15 protein-coding genes are annotated in these 17,626 nt (G+C 60.8%); 8 read left to right on the top strand and 7 right to left on the bottom strand.

Annotated features, from left to right (window positions below):
• The first annotated feature begins 151 nt into the window (after positions 1-151).
• The 4 genes from AACW30_RS26705 (at position 152) to AACW30_RS26690 (ending at position 6,616) form a co-directional block, all read left to right on the top strand.
• Positions 152-1,675 carry a fumarate hydratase gene (locus tag AACW30_RS26705; protein ID WP_005790979.1) on the top strand — a complete coding sequence of 508 codons (1,524 nt, stop codon included), beginning with the start codon at positions 152-154 and terminating at the stop codon, positions 1,673-1,675.
• Between the two features lie 252 nt (positions 1,676-1,927).
• A complete protein-coding gene (locus tag AACW30_RS26700) occupies positions 1,928-3,694 on the top strand; it encodes an ATP-binding protein (protein ID WP_200623851.1) in 1,767 nt (588 codons plus the stop codon).
• Positions 3,688-5,013, top strand: a complete 1,326-nt coding sequence (locus AACW30_RS26695) for a sigma-54-dependent transcriptional regulator (RefSeq protein WP_106578357.1) — start codon at positions 3,688-3,690, stop codon at positions 5,011-5,013. Before AACW30_RS26700 ends, AACW30_RS26695 begins: the two co-directional genes overlap by 7 nt.
• Before the next feature lie 283 nt (positions 5,014-5,296).
• Positions 5,297-6,616 (top strand): MFS transporter, encoded by a 1,320-nt coding sequence (locus AACW30_RS26690; protein ID WP_106578356.1) that lies wholly within the window; start codon positions 5,297-5,299, stop codon positions 6,614-6,616.
• A gap of 121 nt (positions 6,617-6,737) precedes the next feature.
• Here the strand turns inward: AACW30_RS26690 and AACW30_RS26685 are convergent, their stop codons facing one another.
• Positions 6,738-7,493, bottom strand: a complete 756-nt coding sequence (locus tag AACW30_RS26685) for a COG4705 family protein (RefSeq protein WP_200623850.1) — start codon at positions 7,491-7,493, stop codon at positions 6,738-6,740.
• A 194-nt stretch (positions 7,494-7,687) separates the two neighbouring features.
• Between AACW30_RS26685 and AACW30_RS26680 the strand changes: the two genes are divergently transcribed.
• Positions 7,688-8,320: a flavin reductase family protein gene (locus tag AACW30_RS26680; RefSeq protein ID WP_119736923.1), complete on the top strand. Its 633-nt coding sequence runs from the start codon at positions 7,688-7,690 to the stop codon at positions 8,318-8,320.
• A gap of 124 nt (positions 8,321-8,444) precedes the next feature.
• On the opposite strand, the gene AACW30_RS26675 is transcribed toward AACW30_RS26680, so the two are convergent.
• Together AACW30_RS26675 and AACW30_RS26670 are read right to left on the bottom strand one after the other, a co-directional pair.
• Positions 8,445-8,693, bottom strand: a complete 249-nt coding sequence (locus tag AACW30_RS26675) for a hypothetical protein (protein WP_106578353.1) — start codon at positions 8,691-8,693, stop codon at positions 8,445-8,447.
• Positions 8,694-8,737: 44 nt separating this feature from the next.
• Complete coding sequence (locus tag AACW30_RS26670) at positions 8,738-9,079, bottom strand: antibiotic biosynthesis monooxygenase family protein (RefSeq protein WP_200623849.1); 342 nt, start codon at positions 9,077-9,079, stop codon at positions 8,738-8,740.
• Positions 9,080-9,406: 327 nt separating this feature from the next.
• Between AACW30_RS26670 and AACW30_RS26665 the strand changes: the two genes are divergently transcribed.
• The gene (locus AACW30_RS26665; RefSeq protein ID WP_119736919.1) at positions 9,407-10,336 is read left to right on the top strand and encodes an AraC family transcriptional regulator; all 930 of its coding nucleotides are present in this window, start codon (positions 9,407-9,409) and stop codon (positions 10,334-10,336) included.
• Between the two features lie 124 nt (positions 10,337-10,460).
• On the opposite strand, the gene AACW30_RS26660 is transcribed toward AACW30_RS26665, so the two are convergent.
• The 4 genes from AACW30_RS26660 to edd form a co-directional block, all read right to left on the bottom strand.
• Positions 10,461-11,888 (bottom strand): ATP-binding protein, encoded by a 1,428-nt coding sequence (locus AACW30_RS26660; protein WP_442793492.1) that lies wholly within the window; start codon positions 11,886-11,888, stop codon positions 10,461-10,463.
• A 31-nt stretch (positions 11,889-11,919) separates the two neighbouring features.
• Positions 11,920-12,654: a response regulator gene (locus tag AACW30_RS26655; protein WP_106578348.1), complete on the bottom strand. Its 735-nt coding sequence runs from the start codon at positions 12,652-12,654 to the stop codon at positions 11,920-11,922.
• A 154-nt stretch (positions 12,655-12,808) separates the two neighbouring features.
• Positions 12,809-13,765: a glucokinase gene (locus AACW30_RS26650; RefSeq protein WP_200623847.1), complete on the bottom strand. Its 957-nt coding sequence runs from the start codon at positions 13,763-13,765 to the stop codon at positions 12,809-12,811.
• Positions 13,762-15,588 (bottom strand): phosphogluconate dehydratase, encoded by a 1,827-nt coding sequence (edd, locus tag AACW30_RS26645; protein WP_106578346.1) that lies wholly within the window; start codon positions 15,586-15,588, stop codon positions 13,762-13,764. The genes AACW30_RS26650 and edd overlap by 4 nt, the downstream gene beginning before the upstream one ends.
• Before the next feature lie 221 nt (positions 15,589-15,809).
• On the opposite strand from edd, the gene gap reads away from it, so the two are divergent.
• Together gap and AACW30_RS26635 are read left to right on the top strand one after the other, a co-directional pair.
• Complete coding sequence (gene gap / locus AACW30_RS26640) at positions 15,810-16,811, top strand: type I glyceraldehyde-3-phosphate dehydrogenase (protein ID WP_106578345.1); 1,002 nt, start codon at positions 15,810-15,812, stop codon at positions 16,809-16,811.
• A 230-nt stretch (positions 16,812-17,041) separates the two neighbouring features.
• Positions 17,042-17,560, top strand: a complete 519-nt coding sequence (locus tag AACW30_RS26635; RefSeq protein ID WP_106578344.1) for an RNA polymerase sigma factor — start codon at positions 17,042-17,044, stop codon at positions 17,558-17,560.
• Positions 17,561-17,626: the final 66 nt, after the last annotated feature.

Raw genomic sequence — 17,626 nt, 5'->3', positions numbered from 1 at the left:
GTATCGGCCACCGCGCCGGGTTATACTGCCGCGCCTTTTTAGCGTCGCGCCTGCACCTACGGCGTGCCTTGGAAAGGTGGACTCAGCCGACCGATGCACCCAACTGAGCCACCTTTATTGAATGTTCCCGTCTTATAGAGGAGCGCGACTCATGACCGTGATCAAGCAAGACGACCTGATTCAGAGCGTTGCCGACGCCCTGCAATTCATTTCCTACTACCACCCCGTTGACTTCATCCAGGCGATGCACGAAGCCTACCTGCGCGAAGAATCGCCGGCAGCCCGTGACTCCATCGCGCAGATCCTGATCAACTCGCGCATGTGCGCCACCGGCCATCGCCCGATCTGCCAGGACACCGGTATTGTTACCGTGTTCGTGCGCGTGGGCATGGACGTACGTTGGGATGGCGCCACCATGGGCCTGGACGACATGATCAACGAGGGCGTGCGTCGCGCCTACAACCTGCCGGAAAACGTCCTGCGTGCCTCGATCCTCGCCGACCCGGCAGGTGCGCGTAAAAACACCAAGGACAACACCCCGGCCGTGATCCACTACTCCATCGTCCCGGGTAACACCGTGGAAGTGGACGTGGCCGCCAAAGGCGGTGGCTCCGAGAACAAGTCGAAAATGGCCATGCTCAACCCGTCCGACTCGATCGTCGACTGGGTGCTCAAGACCGTTCCGACCATGGGCGCCGGCTGGTGCCCACCGGGCATGCTGGGCATCGGCATCGGCGGCACCGCCGAGAAAGCTGCGGTCATGGCCAAGGAAGTGTTGATGGAGTCCATCGACATCCACGAGCTGAAAAAGCGCGGCCCGCAGAACCGTATCGAAGAGATGCGCCTGGAGCTGTTCGAGAAGGTCAACCAACTGGGCATCGGCGCCCAGGGCCTGGGTGGCCTGACCACCGTGCTCGACGTGAAAATCATGGACTACCCGACCCACGCCGCCTCGCTGCCGGTGTGCATGATCCCCAACTGCGCTGCCACCCGTCACGCGCACTTCGTGCTCGACGGTTCGGGCCCGGCGTCGCTGGAAGCGCCATCGCTGGACGCCTACCCGGAAATCGTCTGGGAAGCCGGCCCATCGGCCCGCCGTGTCAACCTCGACACGCTGACCCCGGAAGAAGTGCAAAGCTGGAAACCGGGCGAAACCGTATTGCTCAACGGCAAGATGCTCACTGGTCGCGACGCGGCGCACAAGCGCATGGTCGAGATGCTGAACAAGGGCGAAACCCTGCCGGTAGACCTCAAGGGTCGCTTCATCTACTACGTCGGCCCGGTTGATCCGGTGCGCGAAGAAGTGGTTGGCCCGGCTGGCCCGACCACCGCCACGCGGATGGACAAGTTCACCCGTCAGATCCTCGAGCAGACCGGCCTGCTGGGCATGATCGGCAAATCCGAGCGCGGCCCAACCGCCATCGAAGCGATCAAGGACCACAAAGCCGTGTACTTGATGGCTGTGGGCGGTGCGGCGTACCTGGTGGCGCAAGCCATCAAGAAGTCGCGCGTAGTCGCGTTCGCCGAGCTGGGTATGGAAGCGATCTACGAGTTCGACGTGAAGGACATGCCGGTCACCGTTGCGGTGGACAGCAAGGGTGAATCCGTCCACATCACCGGTCCTGCCATCTGGCAGAAAAAGATCAGTGAAAGCCTGGCGGTAGAAGTGCAGTAAGCGCTTCCCTCGCAAGGATAAAGGCGACTGCGGCCCCATGGCCCAGTCGCCTTTTTTATGACTGGCAATGTTGCAATGACAAACACGATCATGTGGGAGCTGGCTTGCCTGCGATGCAGGCACATCGGTTTTTCAGTGACCCCGAGGTGATGCCATCGCAGGCAAGCCAGCTCCCACACAAGCCTGCATGCCACAAGATCCAAGCAGCCCATGCTATGGTGCTCACCCCTTACCGTGCCTGTTCATCACCGTATGATCGCGATCCCACGCCCCCTGCGCCTGACCTTCTATTCCCTGTTGATCATCGCCGGTGCGGTGCTGGCCGCTGCCTTGGCCACTCGCCATGCCGAACGCCAAGCCTTGGTGGATGACGCCGCCCGCGCCCATCAACAGCTCACGCTCTATGGCAATTCCCTGCACACCCTGATCGAACGCTACCGCGCCCTGCCCGCCGTACTGGCGCTGGATTCGGAAATGATCAGCGCCTTGAAAGGCCCACTCGACACCACCACCCAGGACCTGCTCAACCGCAAACTGGAGCGCATCAACGGCGCAGCACAGTCCTCAACCCTGGAACTGATGGATCGCAACGGCCTGGCCGTGGCCGCCAGTAACTGGAACTTGCCGAGCAGTTATGTCGGCCACAACTACGCGTTTCGCCCCTACTTCAGCCAGACCTTGAGCCAAGGCACCGGGCGTTTTTATGCGGTCGGAGTCACCACCGGCATTCCGGGTTACTTCCTCTCCAGCGCGGTGGTCGATGAACATGAGCAGTTTCTCGGCGCCATGGTCGTGAAGCTCGAATTCCCCGAACTTGAACGTGAGTGGGCCCAGGGCAATGACCTGCTGCTGGTCAGCGACGCGCGCGGCATCGTGTTTATCGCCAACCAGCCGGGCTGGCGTTACCGCAACCTGCGGCCGCTGTCAGCCAGTGACCTTGCCGAACTCAAGGCCACGCGCCAATACGATAAAAAGCAATTGCAGCCGCTGCAAACCCAGACGCTGCAGCGCTTCGATGAAAACAGCCATTTGATGCGCGTCAGCGGCCCTGAAGGCAATGCCAACTACATCTGGGAATCCCTGCCACTGAAGGCCGAAGGCTGGACCCTGCACCTGCTGCGCAAACCGCAGTTCGCCTTTGAGGATCAGCGCAACGCCGGCCTCGCCGCTGCAGGTTCGTGGCTGGCGCTGGTGTTTCTGGTGCTGTTCCTGACCCAGCGCTGGCGCCTGGCACGCCTGCGCCAGCGCAGCCGCGAAGAGTTGGAACAGCTTGTGGAGGAGCGCACCCAGGCGCTGCGCACGGCCCAGGATGGCTTGGTGCAATCGGCCAAACTGGCGGCACTGGGCCAGATGTCCGCCGCACTCGCCCATGAAATCAACCAGCCGCTGACCGCCCAACGCATGCAGTTGGCGACCCTGCGCCTGCTGCTGGACCACGGCCGCGTGGACGATGCCTATCAGGCGCTCACACCGCTGGACGACATGCTCACGCGCATGGCCGCACTCACCGGCCACCTCAAGACCTTCGCGCGCAAAAGCCCCAGCGGCTTGCGCGAAAAGCTCGACCTGGCCACCGTCGTCGACCAATCCCTGCACTTGCTCGACGCGCGCCTGCGCGACGAAGCCATCGGCGTGGTGCTGGACCTGACCCGCCCCGCGTGGGTGCGCGGTGATGCCATCCGCCTGGAACAGGTGTTGATCAACCTGCTGCGCAACGCCTTGGATGCGATGGCCGACACGCCACGCAAACGCCTGGAGATCCGCCTGCACGCCGACCAGCAGTTGTGGCGACTGACCGTCAGCGACAGCGGCGGCGGCATTGCAGAAGAACACTTGAACAGCGTGTTCGACCCGTTCTTTACCACCAAACCCGTAGGAGACGGCCTCGGCCTCGGGCTGGCGGTGTCCTACGCTATCGTGCATGAACTGGGCGGGCGCCTGCTCGCCGGCAACCGTGGCGACGGCGCGGTTTTCACTTTGACCTTACCGATTGCGCTGGAGACGCCCGACCTATGTTGAACGCCGTGATTGTGGTCGATGACGAAGCCAGCATTCGCACGGCCGTCGAACAATGGTTGAGCCTGTCGGGGTTTGATGTGCAGTTGTTCAGCCGCGCCGAGGAATGCCTGGCGCACCTGCCCAGGGACTTTGCCGGGGTGATCCTGAGCGATGTGCGCATGCCCGGGCTCAGCGGCCTGGAACTGCTGGCCGAAGTGCAACGCCGGGATGCCGATTTGCCGGTGATTCTGCTCACCGGCCACGGCGATGTGCCGATGGCAGTGGAAGCGATGCGCGACGGCGCCTATGACTTTCTGGAAAAACCCTTCAGCCCCGACGCCTTGCTCAACAGCCTGCGCCGCGCCCTGGACAAACGCGGACTGATCCTGGAGAACCGACGTCTGCATCAACAGGCCGATCACCGCGCGCAGCTCGAATCGAGCCTGCTGGGCGTGTCCCGAGGCTTGCAGAACCTGCGACGCCAGGTGCTCGACCTGGCGAACCTGCCGGTCAATGTGTTGATCCGTGGCGAGACCGGCAGCGGTAAAGAGCTGGTCGCGCGCTGCTTGCACGATTTTGGCCCGCGTGCAAAAAAGCCGTTTGTAGCGCTCAACTGCGCCGCCATCCCCGAGCAGCTGTTTGAGGCCGAATTGTTCGGTCACGAAAGTGGCGCGTTCACCGGCGCCCAAGGCAAGCGTATCGGCAAGCTGGAATATGCCCATGGCGGCACGCTGTTCCTGGATGAAATCGAAAGCATGCCGCTGGCCCAACAGGTGAAGTTGCTGCGCGTATTGCAGGAACAAAAGCTTGAGCGATTGGGTTCCAACCAAAGCATTCACGTGGATTTGCGCATCATTGCCGCCACCAAGCCGGACCTGCTGGAAGAGGCACGCGCAGGGCGTTTTCGCGAAGATTTAGCCTACCGACTGAACGTCGCACAGCTGCGCCTGCCACCTCTGCGCGAGCGTCGTGAAGACATTCCGCTACTGTTCGACCACTTTGCCCACAGCGCCGCCGAGCGCCTGGGCCGCAGCGCCGAACCCTTGAGCGGCGCGCAACTGGGGCGGCTGCTCAGCCATGATTGGCCGGGTAATGTGCGTGAACTGGCCAACGTCGCCGAGCGCCAAGTGCTGGGCCTGGGTGAACCGGAGCCGGAAGGTATCGAGGCCGGGCAATCCCTGGCGGCGCAACAGGAAGCCTTCGAAGCGCATTGCCTGAAAGCGGCGCTGGTGCGGCACAAGGGCGATATCAAGGCAGTACTGGCGGAGCTGCAGCTGCCGCGTCGCACCTTCAATGAAAAGATGCAGCGCCATGGGTTGGTGCGGGAGATGTTTCTGTAGGCCATTTTCTGTGGTGTTTGCAAAGACGCCATCGCAGGCAAGCCAGCGCCCACATTTGAATGTGTTCACACATCGAACGGTGGGCGCTGGCTTGCCGCGAAGAGGCCAGCAGCCATAAGCGGATTTCCGCTCATCACCCTCAAATCATCAGCAATTTTCCGCTCAAAAACATTCTGAAACCCTTCTAAACCGGGCCTTGATCTAACTGGCACAGCTCCTGCTATAGCCCGAACAGGCTGCGCTCGTGCGGCTCCATAAAAACAACTAGATGAAGGATCCTTCAATGGATAACTCCAACTCCCTGCCTCTGGGGTCGGCGGCTGCGCCGGCAAAAGAACGCAGTACTTCCAGCCGGATCAAATCGATTTTCAGCGGCTCGGTCGGCAACATGGTCGAGTGGTACGACTGGTACGTCTACGCCGCCTTCTCGCTGTACTTCGCCAAAGCCTTCTTTCCGAAAGGCGACACTACCGCCCAATTGCTGAACACCGCCGCGATCTTCGCCGTGGGCTTTCTGATGCGCCCGATCGGTGGCTGGCTGATGGGGCTGTACGCCGACCGTGCCGGTCGCAAAGCGGCCTTGATGGCTTCGGTGCTGTTGATGTGCTTCGGCTCACTGATCATCGCCCTGAGCCCGGGTTATGAAACCATCGGCGTCGGCGCACCGATCCTGCTGGTGTTCGCCCGCCTGCTGCAAGGTCTGTCGGTGGGTGGCGAGTACGGTACCTCGGCCACTTACTTGAGTGAAATGGCGACCAAGGAACGTCGCGGCTTCTTCTCCAGCTTCCAATACGTGACGCTGATCTCCGGCCAACTCATCGCGCTGGCAGTATTGATTGTGCTGCAACAGGTGCTCACCACCGAACAACTGTACGACTGGGGCTGGCGCATCCCGTTCGCCATCGGCGCCCTGTGCGCAGTGGTCGCGCTGTACCTGCGTCGTGGCATGGAAGAAACCGAATCGTTCACCAAAAAGGCAAAGGCCAAGGAAAGCGCCATGCGCACCTTGATGCGCCACCCCAAGGAACTGATGACCGTGGTCGGCCTGACCATGGGCGGCACCCTGGCGTTCTACACCTACACCACCTACATGCAGAAATACCTGGTGAACACGGTGGGCATGAGCATTTCCGACTCCACTACCATTTCGGCGGCCACGCTGTTTCTGTTCATGTGCCTGCAACCCATTGTCGGCGGGCTGTCGGACAAGGTTGGCCGCCGGCCGATCCTGATCGCCTTCGGCATCCTCGGCACCTTGTTTACCGTGCCGATCCTCACCACCCTGCACACCATCCAGACCTGGTGGGGCGCGTTTTTCCTGATCATGGCGGCACTGATCATCGTCAGCGGCTATACCTCGATCAACGCGGTGGTGAAGGCCGAGCTTTTCCCTACGGAAATTCGTGCCTTGGGCGTGGGCCTGCCGTATGCGCTGACCGTGTCGATCTTCGGCGGTACGGCTGAATACATCGCGCTGTGGTTCAAGAGCATTGGCATGGAAACCGGTTACTACTGGTATGTGACGGCCTGTATTGCAGTGTCGCTGGTGGTCTACGTGACCATGAAAGACACCCGCAAACATTCGCGCATTACCACGGACTGAACAGTGTGGGAGCGGGCTTGCTCGCGAACGCGGTGATCAGTCAGAGCAACATCGACTGACACGGCGCATTCGCGAGCAAGCCCGCTCCCACATGTTGTTCTTCAGCGTTTCATAAACAGCGTCAGGTCAGCTCTACGGGCTGCCGGCGCCCATACCGGCGCTGCGCATACGACGCCCCGGCAATCATCACCACCAGCACCGCCGCCAACACCGCCGATGAACCCATGGTGCCGAAATCCAGCCCGCCCTTTTCATGGGGCTTGGTGAGGAAGTCGCCCAGGGTCGCGCCAAATGGCCGAGTCAGCACAAACGCCACCCAGAACAACAGCACCGAAGAAATCTGGGTGAAGTATTTGAGTGCTACCACCACCGCAATGGCCGAGCCGATCAGCAAGGCGCCACCGGCAAAACCCAACCCGGAGTCGTCCGCCAGAAAGTCGCCCAACGCGGTGCCCAAGGTGTTGGAGAACAGGATCGCCATCCAGTAAAACAGCTCGCCTCGAAAGGTCTGGACCTTGTTCACGTTCAGCGAATCACCACTGAGGTGCCACAACGCGAAGATGATCATCAGGATCACGATCAGGATCATCGAGCCGGTGGCGTACCCGAGGCCCATGGTGCGGTCCATGAAATCCGACATCGTGGTGCCGGCGGTACTCGTGGACAGAATCACGATCCAGTACAACACCGGGTTGTAGGTTTTGGACCAGAGCTGCGTCATCAGGGTGACGAGAAATACGCTGATCAAGATCATCGAACTGATGGCGTAGCCGACATTCAGGGTCATCGACAACAAATCCCCGGCGGTTTCGCCCAGGGTGGTTGCGCAGATTTTCATGACCCAGAACGCCAGGGTTATCTGAGGAAGTTTGTTCATTGTGCGCAAGGCTCCGAAGCTCAGTCATGCAGGGGGCCGATTCATGGGGAGTGTCGACCTGGCGCGCAGACTGAACGGGACGCTGTGAAAAATAGGTGGGCAATCAATGAAAATTCCATCCGGCCAATGGAAATTCGCCGTCATGGATTGCACTATGGCTACCTCACAGCCCCCCGCAGCAGGAACCCCGGTCCATGTCTGACGATATCCATTTCTACGAACCCGCCAATGGCCACGGCCTGCCTCATGACCCGTTCAATGCCATCGTCGGGCCACGGCCGATTGGCTGGATTTCTTCCCACGACCGCGAGGGCCGCCTGAATCTCGCGCCCTACAGCTTCTTCAATGCGTTCAATTACATTCCGCCGATCATTGGGTTTTCCAGCGTCGGGCGCAAAGACAGCCTGAACAACATCGAACAGACCGGCGAATTCGTGTGGAACCTGGCCACTCGCCCGTTGGCCGAACAGATGAACCAGAGTTGCGCGGCGGTATCGCCAGAGGTCAACGAGTTCGAGCTGTCCGGCCTGACGCCGGTCGCCTCGAAAATCGTCGGCGTGCCGCGCGTGGGCGAAAGCCCGGTGTCGTTCGAATGCAAGGTGACGCAGATTATTCAGCTGCAGCGCGCCGACAAAGAGTTGGTGCCGAGCTGGCTGGTGCTTGGCGAGGTGGTCGCGGTGCACATTGCCAAGTGGCTGCTCAAGGATGGGATCTACGACACGGCCGCCGCCGAGCCGATCTTGCGCGGTGGTGGCCCGGCGGATTACTTCCAGATAGAGCCGCAGGCGTTGTTCAAGATGTATCGCCCAGGCGCCACTCAGCGCTGAGTGAAAGGCAAAAAAAAGTGGGAGCAGGCTTGCTCGCGAAGGCGGGGGATCAGTCAATGTTTCAGTGACTGACACGGTGCATTCGCGAGCAAGCCCGCTCCCACCTTTGCATCGGTGGGGTTGCTTAGTCAGCCGCAGGTGACCAGGTCAATTGCCCTTCTTCGTCCACGTCGACCAACCGCTGCAATTGCGCGGCAGCCGCATCGTCGGCGTCGTCAGCGGTCTTGAACGTGTGTCCTTCAAGGATCTTGTGAAACCTGGGGGCGCCCATGCCATCCAGTGCCTTGACGGCAATGGCAGCGCTGTAGCCACCCTCTTCTTCACGCACCAAGGCGGAAACGGCTTCGTGGTGGGCAAACTCTTTACGTGCCATGTTGCAGGTCCTGGCCAATGGGAAAGTCGGCCATTCTAACCTTCTCAACCGGCCAGTTGCAGGTACTCGCCGTAGGCATGCGCAGCGGATGCATCGGTAAAGGTCTGGAAGTCCATGCTGCGCACCATCATGTCGTTCAACAGCTCGGTAAAGATCATCAAGGCGGGCGAATTGAAGTAGGCGCTCATCGCCTGCTCGCTGCTCCAGAAGCCGCAGATCAGCCACACATCGGGATCCACTTGGGAATGCTGCAACGAGAATTGCAGGCAACCCTGAGCCTGACGGCCCGGCTCGATCAAACTGCTCAAGCGTGCACCGAGTTCGGTGCTGCACCCGTTACGGGCACGGATAAAGGCCATATGGCTCGCGGGAATGGGGGTGGACATGTTCGACTCTCCCGTTGAGAAGTGATGCTCGGCAAGCACTGTGAGGGCGTGCTGCCACAGGATCAAAGATAACGGCGCGGGTGCGGGCGCGGTTAGTCAATTCCTGCCGGCTTATTGCACAATCCTGCCAGAAGCGTAGATAAGACGTTTGGCCCCACGCGTTTATTCCATGGCCATGTTCAGTGTTTCAGGCAGATGACAGGCACTGCACTTGCCTGATTCGCGACTTATCGCAGGATCAGGCAAGGATTGTGCAGGATCGACGTAACACTTTCTCAAAGACCGCCACTAAGCTGATCCCATCAAAAAGCTTGTAGAGGACACGTCATGTCGTCGTCGGAACATAAGTCCACTCCCCTCGATGCCGAGACGGAAAAACAGCGCGCCGAACTCGCCAGCATCGTGCACCGGCATACCTGGGAAGATGGCTCCTACGGCACGGCGATCACCTCGTTGTACCTCAACCGCCACAACACGCCGCGCGACTTCATGCCGGTGCTGGTGGAACCTGCGCTGTGCATCCTCGCCAGCGGCAGCAAGGAAGTACGCCTGGCTGACGAAATCTTCGCCTACGACCCGCTCAACTATCTGGTGTTCTCCGTGGCAATGCCGGTGGCCGGACGGATCATCGATGCCACGCCGGAAGATCCCAACCTGTCGGTGCGCATCAATATCGACCCGGCGCAACTCACGGCGCTGATCGCCGAGGCCGGGCCAATGGGCGTGCCGTCGCGTCCGACTTCGCGCGGCATGTACGTCGACCGCATCGACACCCAATTGCTCGACGCCGTGCTGCGCCTGGCGCGCCTGCTGGATACGCCCAAAGACATCGCGATGCTGGCGCCATTGATCAACCGCGAAATTCTTTACCGTTTGCTGCGTGGGCCGCAGGGTTACAGGCTGTATGAAATCGCCGTGGCCAACAGTCAGAGCCATCGTGTGAGCCAGGCCATCAAGTGGCTGAACGGCAACTACGAACAGCCGCTGCGTATTGATGACCTGGCCCGTGAAGTGAACCTCAGCGTCTCGACGTTGCACCACCGCTTCAAGGCGATCACCGCGATGAGCCCGCTGCAATACCAGAAGCAGTTGCGCCTGCAGGAAGCGCGGCGTTTGATGATTGCCGAAGGGCTGGAAGCTTCGGCGGCGGGGTATCGGGTGGGGTATGAAAGCCCCTCGCAGTTCAGCCGCGAGTACAGCCGGCTATTTGGGGCGCCACCGCTGAGAGATTTGGCCCGGTTGCGCCAGAGCATCTGACCCAAAGGCGTCAAAATGTGGGAGCGGGCTTGCTCGCGAAAGCGGTGGATCAGTCAAAATTTTCGGTGACTGACACTCTGCATTCGCGAGCAAGCCCGCTCCCACATTTGATCCTCTGTGTGCTTTAGTCCAGGGTTCGCGGGAGCTGTAAGGTGACTCGCAAACCACCCTCGCGCAGGTTCTGCAAACTCACTTCACCGCCATGGCTATGGGCAATGTTGCGCGCGATGCCCAACCCCAATCCATAGCCCTGCTGCTGCCCGGCCAACCGAAAATGCGGTTCAAACACTTGCTCCAGCCGCTGCTCCGGCACGCCTGGCCCCTCGTCATCAACGTGCAGGATAAATTCCGCGCCATCGTCTTCGATGTGCAAATGCGCGTTCTGCCCGTACTTCAACGCGTTGTCGATCAGGTTACCGATGCAGCGCTTGAGCGCCAGCGGCTTGCCTGCATACGGTGCCAGGGCGCGGCCATCCTGGGTGATGCGGCCATTGCCGTTGGGCGCCAGGTACGGTTCTACCAGGCAATCGAGTACGTGATTGAGGTCGACCGGCTCGATGTTTTCGTGGATGTCAGTGTCCTTCACGCATTGCAGCGCGCCCTTCACCAGCAACTCCAATTCATCCAGGTCGCGACCGAACTTGGCTTGCAGGTTTTCGTCTTCGAGCAGCTCCACGCGTAGGCGCAAGCGGGTGATCGGCGTGCGCAAATCGTGGGAAATCGCGCTGAACAATTGGCTGCGCTCGGTCAGGTAACGGCTGATGCGTTCGCGCATGGCGTTGAACGCACGGCCCACTTCCACCACTTCGCTGCCGCCGCCTTCGGCCACCGGCTCCACGTCAGCCCCCAGGGACATGTCTCGCGCTGCCCGCGCCAGACGCTTGAGCGGTCGGCTTTGCCAGTGCACCAACAGGCCGATAAACAACAATAGAAAACCGCTGGTCAGCACGATAAACCACACCTGCTGCGACGGCAGGCCCTGTTCTTCAAGGCTGGTGTAGGGCTCGGGCAACAACGAAGCGATGTACAGCCATTCGCCCGGCGCCAGCTGGATCTGCGTGACCAGCACCGGCGGATTCACCGGCTCCAGGGTCAACGCGTAATGCGCCCAGGACCGGGGCAGTTCATCGAGCTTCAGGCCAGCGTTGAAAATACGCAGGTCCTCGGCGCTGACGAATTCCACCGAAATATGCACGTCGCTGCCCAGGGTCTGGCGCAGCACTTCGTCCACCGCTTGCAACACCGCCTGCTTGCGCGGGGTCTGCGGCAATATCTGCATATCCAGCGGGCGATCGTTGAGCGTCACCACAAAGCGGGTGCCCCCCATGCTGCGCAGTTGATCAAGCACTAACGGGCGATAGGCCACCGGCAACGAGCGGAAATAACTCACGCTGGCCGTCATCGAGTGCGCCAGGCTGCGGGCGCTGGTGACCAGGCCTTCAAGTTGAGTGGCGCGCAATTGCGAGACCCAGATCACGCTGGACAGCGCCTGGGCGAACAGCACTGCGAGCAAGGTCAGCAGCAACATCCGCCCCAGCAGCGAGCGCGGCACCGGGAAACGGCGGCGGCGTTCGCTTAAATGCTCAGTGGGCATTGCCGGCAACCACGCTGGCTGCCAGTTGATAACCGCTGCCGCGCACGGTGCGGATCAGCCGTGGGGGTTTTTCGGTATCGCGCAGGCGTTGGCGCAAGCGGCTCACGGCCATGTCGACGATACGGTCCAGCGGCATCAGGTCGCGGCCACGGGTGGCGTTGCCGATGGTGTCGCGGTCGAGAATTTGTTGCGGGTGATCGAGAAACAGTTTGAGCAGGGCAAAGTCGGCGCCGGAAAGAATCACCTCTTCGCCGTCCACGTGAAACAGGCGATGGCTGATCATGTCCAGTCGCCATTCATCAAACACCCACACATCGCCGCCGCTGCTGCGTTCCTGGCCGAACTGGGCGCGGCGCAGCAAGGCTTTAATTCGCGCTTGCAGCTCGCGCGGACTGAAAGGCTTGCCGATGTAGTCGTCGGCGCCCAGCTCCAGACCGATCACGCGGTCGGTTTCATCGGAACTGGCAGTGAGCATGATGATCGGCACCTGCGCCTGGCGCGGGTGCTGGCGAATCCAGCGGCAAAGGCTGAAACCGTCTTCGTCGGGCAGCATCACATCGAGGATGACCAGATCGCACGGCGCCTCGTTCATCGCCTGGCGAAACCCTGCACCATCCGGCACGCCACGCACCTGGAAGCCGGCGCGGCTGAGGTAGGTCTGCAGCAATTCGCGGATTTCCTGGTCGTCGTCGACGAGGAGAATCGATTTACTGATTGCGCTCACGGGGTCCTCCTTGTTGTTATGGCCAAACCTGAGTCATGTGTTGCTTTCAAGGCCCCCTTCGCGAGCAAGCCCGCTCCCACATTTAAACTCATTCCAACTGGATGAATGCGGTTGAATGTGGGAGCGGGCTTGCTCGCGAAGAGGCCATCACTGCCTACGCAAAAGCCTGCTCAAGTGCCACACCCGCCCCGGTCAACCCGGAATACGGCGCGGTCACCAACCACACCGGAATGCCTTTGAAATAATCGCCCATGCAGCCTTTGTCGCTGAAGCTCTTGGCAAAACCGCTGTTGATAAAGAAGTCGGCAAAGCGTGGAATGACCCCGCCCACGATATACACGCCACCGCGTCCCCCGGTGGTCAGCACGTTGTTGCCGGCCACGCGGCCCAGCCAGATGCTGAACTGGTTCAACACTTCGATCGCCACCGGGTCTCCTGCCAGGCCGGCTGCCGTAATGGCTTCGGGCGTGTCCAGCACCGGCGTGTGCCCGTCGACCGCGCAAATCGCGCGGTACACCCGTGGCAGGCCGCTGCCGCTCAAGGCGGTTTCGGCACTGACGTGCCCGATCTCGGTGTAGATGTGCTGCCACAGCTGGGTTTCACGCGGGCTGCTCAGCGGCAGGTCGACGTGGCCGCCCTCCCCCGGCAGCGCCGCATATCGGCCTTCGCCCAGGTCCAGCAAGGTGCCGACGCCAAGGCCGGTACCCGGCCCGATCACCACCGCCGGGCGCAGCGGTTCCGGCGTGCCTTCGCAGACCACGCGAAATTCGTCGGGCTTGAGGCGAGTCATGCCCAGGGCCATGGCCGTGAAGTCATTGACCAACAGCAGCTCATCCACCTGCAAGGTCTTACAGAATGCAGTTTTGCTCAGGCGCCAGTGATTGTTGGTGAATTTAAATTCATCGCCACTCACTGGCCCGGCGACCGACAGGCATACCGCGCCGATGTCCCCGATTTCCAGGCCTTCTTCCTTGAGGTAGACCTTGATGGCCTCCTCAGGGCTGTGGTGGTCCGCGGTGGCATGCACGCGGATCGAGTGCAGCTCCTGATCCCGCCACAACGCAAAACGGGCGTTGGTACCACCGATGTCACCGACCAGCGCAAGCTTCACTTAAGCGTCTCCAAGGCAGAGGTAAAGGCGCTGGCGCCCTGCTCTGCGGAGCTTGCGGCCAAGCGCATAAATGCAAACAGCTCACGCCCCGCCCCCACGTTGTTGCCCAACAGGCCCGTGGCAGGCGTGCGCGCTGCGAATTCTTCGGCGTCCACCTTAAGCTCCAAGGTGCCTTTCACGCCATCCACGCGAATGATATCGCCATCTTTGACCCGCGCCAGTGGCCCGCCGCTTTGGGCTTCGGGGTTGACGTGAATCGCGGCAGGGATCTTACCCGACGCGCCGGACATACGCCCGTCTGTCACCAACGCCACCTTGAAGCCACGGTCCTGCAATACACCCAGGAACGGCGTCATTTTGTGCAATTCCGGCATGCCGTTGGACCGCGGGCCCTGGAAGCGCATCACCGCGACAAAGTCTTTTTCCAACTCACCGGCCTTGAAGGCGTCGGCCAGGTCCTGTTGATCCTGGAACACCACGGCCGGCGCTTCGACGATCTGGTGCTCCGGGGCAACGGCAGAGACTTTCATCACGCCACGGCCGAGGTTGCCTTCCATCACGCGCAAGCCGCCTTCGGGCGAGAACGCACGGGCCACGGGGCGCAGGATGGTTTCGTCGAGGCTCTCGATCGGGCCGTCGCGCCAGATCAGCTCGCCGTCGACCAGGAACGGCTCCTGGGTGTAGCGGCTCAGGCCCTTGCCGGCCACGGTGTTGACGTCTTCGTGGAGCAGGCCGGCTTCGAGCAGTTCGCGGATCAGGAACGACATGCCGCCCGCCGCCTGGAAGTGGTTGATGTCGGCCTTGCCGTTTGGATACACGTGGGACAGGGTCGGCACCACCTCGGAGAGGTCGGCCATGTCCTGCCAGGTGAGGATGATGCCCGCCGACATAGCGATGGCCGGCATGTGCAGGGTGTGGTTGGTGGAACCGCCGGTGGCGTTGAGCGCGACGATGGAGTTGACGATGGATTTTTCGTCGACGATCTCGCCGATCGGCGTGAAGTCGCCACTGGCTTTGGTCAGGCGCGTGACCTGGTGCGCGGCTTCGCGGGTCAGTGCATCACGCAGCGGCGTGTACGGGTTGACGAACGAAGCGCCCGGCAAGTGCAGGCCCATCACTTCCATCAGCAACTGGTTGGTGTTGGCGGTGCCGTAGAAGGTGCAGGTGCCGGGGCTGTGGTAGGACTTCATCTCCGATTCCAGCAGCTCTTCGCGGGTGGCCTTGCCTTCGGCGTAGCGCTGGCGCACGTCGGCCTTCTGCTTGTTGGAGATGCCCGAGGGCATCGGGCCGCCCGGCACAAAGATCATCGGCAGGTGGCCGTAGCGCAGCGCACCCATCATCAGACCGGGGACGATCTTGTCGCAGATGCCCAGCATCAGCGCGGCGTCGAACATGTTGTGCGACAGCGCTACCGCTGTGGACATGGCAATGACTTCACGGCTGAGCAGGCTCAGCTCCATGCCGGGTTCGCCCTGGGTTACGCCGTCGCACATGGCAGGCGTGCCGCCGGCGAACTGGCCGACCGACCCGACTTCGCGCAGGGCTTTTTTGATCTGTTCAGGGAAATGTTCGTACGGCTGGTGCGCCGAGAGCATGTCGTTATATGAGGAAACAATTGCCACGTTGGCGGCGTTCATCATGCGCAGGCTATTTTTATCTTCAGTGCCGCAGCCCGCCACGCCGTGGGCGAAGTTGGCGCATTGCAGCTTACCGCGCATCGGGCCGTCGCTGGCGGCGCCGCGAATGAGCGCAAGGTAAGCCTCGCGGGTTGCACGACTGCGGGCGATAAGCCGTTCGGTGACCTCAATAACGCGGGGATGCATGTGTAGAACTCCAGGCTAACGGATGTGGCGACCTGAGTGTCTATGCTGATCAAACGCCCGCAGCTCATGGGATGGCAGGGTGTCGTTTGTATCATCGGACCAGTTGATTCAGGTCACTCGTTGTAGATTGAACAAAATATTGCCACTAAAAAGGCTTGTTTTCTATTTTTATGCGAATAATCTTGTAATTCTTACAACAAATCGACGACAGGCACTTTCCAATGACTCTTCGTATCGCAATCAATGGTTTTGGCCGTATCGGCCGCAATGTCCTGCGCGCACTGTATACCCAAGGCTACCGCCAGGATTTGCAGATCGTCGCCATCAATGATTTGGGCGACAGTTCGATCAATGCCCACCTGCTCAAATACGACACCGTACACGGTACTTTCGAAGCAGAGGTTGCCCACGATCAGGAAAGCCTGACCGTCAATGGTGACCGGATTGCCGTCAGTGCCATTCGCAACCCCGCCGAGTTGCCGTGGGCGGCGCACAAGATCGACGTGGTGTTCGAATGCACCGGTCTGTTCACCGACCGTGACAAGGCCGCCGCTCATATTACCGCCGGCGCGCGCAAGGTAATCATCTCGGCCCCCGCCAAAGGCGCAGACGCCACGGTGGTGTACGGGGTGAACCATGACATCTTGCGCCAATCGCACCAGATCATCTCCAACGCTTCCTGCACCACCAACTGCCTGGCGCCTGTGGCCCAGGTGCTGCACCGCGAGCTGGGCATCGAAAACGGCTTGATGACCACCATTCACGCCTACACCAACGACCAGAACCTGACCGACGTCTACCACACCGACCCGTACCGCGCGCGCTCGGCCACCCAGAACATGATCCCAAGCAAGACCGGCGCTGCTGAAGCGGTGGGCCTGGTGCTGCCGGAACTGGCGGGCAAGCTGACCGGTATGGCGGTGCGGGTACCGGTGATCAACGTGTCGCTGGTCGACCTCACCGTGGAGCTGAAGAAAGAAGCCACCGCCGAGCAAGTCAACGCGCTGCTCAAAGAAGCCAGCCAGCACTCGAAAATCCTCGGCTACAACTCCCTGCCGCTGGTTTCCAGTGACTTCAACCATAACCCGCTGTCGTCGATCTTCGATGCCAATCACACCAAGGTCAGCGGTAAATTGCTCAAAGTGCTGGCCTGGTACGACAACGAGTGGGGTTTCTCCAACCGGATGCTGGATAACTGCCTGGCGCTCTGCAACGCCGAGTAAGCAGGCACGAAGCGCTCTGTGTGAGCGGGCTTGTGTGGGAGCGGGCTTGCTCGCGAACTCGGTGAATCAGTCGCCCGATCCATTGACTGACACTGCGCATTCGCGAGCAAGCCCGCTCCCACATGAGTTTTGCGCACTAACCAGCCCGTGGTAGGCCCACAGCAATAGCCACTTGCCATTTCCGTTGATGATAAGCATTATCATTAACTGCAAATCGATCTGGTAGCACTGTGAGCCAATCCCGCTTCAACCAAGTCTTTATCACTCAACGGGTGATTCTGCTTCGCACCTTGCAGCGGATGGTGAACAACCACAGCACCGCCGAGGACCTGTTGCAGGAAACCTACCTGCGCGTCACCCGGGCCCTCAGCGAGCGGCCGATCGATCACCTCGAACCCTTCGTCTACCAGACTGCACGCAACCTGGCGCTGGACCACCTGCGTTCGCGCCGCATTCAAGCCCGTACGCTGCAGGAAGACGTCCCGCTGGACGTGTTGCAGAGCGTCGCGGCGCCCATCAGCACGCCCGAAGACGCGACCCAGGCCGAGCAATTGCTCGAACACCTGAGTGTCAGCCTCGGCCAGCTGAGCGCTCGGCAACAGCAGATATTCATCCTCAGCCGCCTGCACGGTTGCAGCTACCAAGAGATTGCCGATCAGTTGCAAGTGTCCTTGAGCACCGTGCAAAAGGAACTGAAATTGATCATGGCCATCTGTGTAGGAGTGGCTGAACGGCTGGATCAGCCTTAAGCTTCAGCCGACAGATGTGGCGATCCAGTCTGTAGGAAAGATGAATAGAACGTGGCGAAGACCCGA

Source organism: Pseudomonas sp. MF6747 (genome assembly GCF_963890955.1).
Lineage (GTDB): Bacteria > Pseudomonadota > Gammaproteobacteria > Pseudomonadales > Pseudomonadaceae > Aquipseudomonas.
This window is presented reverse-complemented; position numbering and strand designations above follow the sequence as displayed.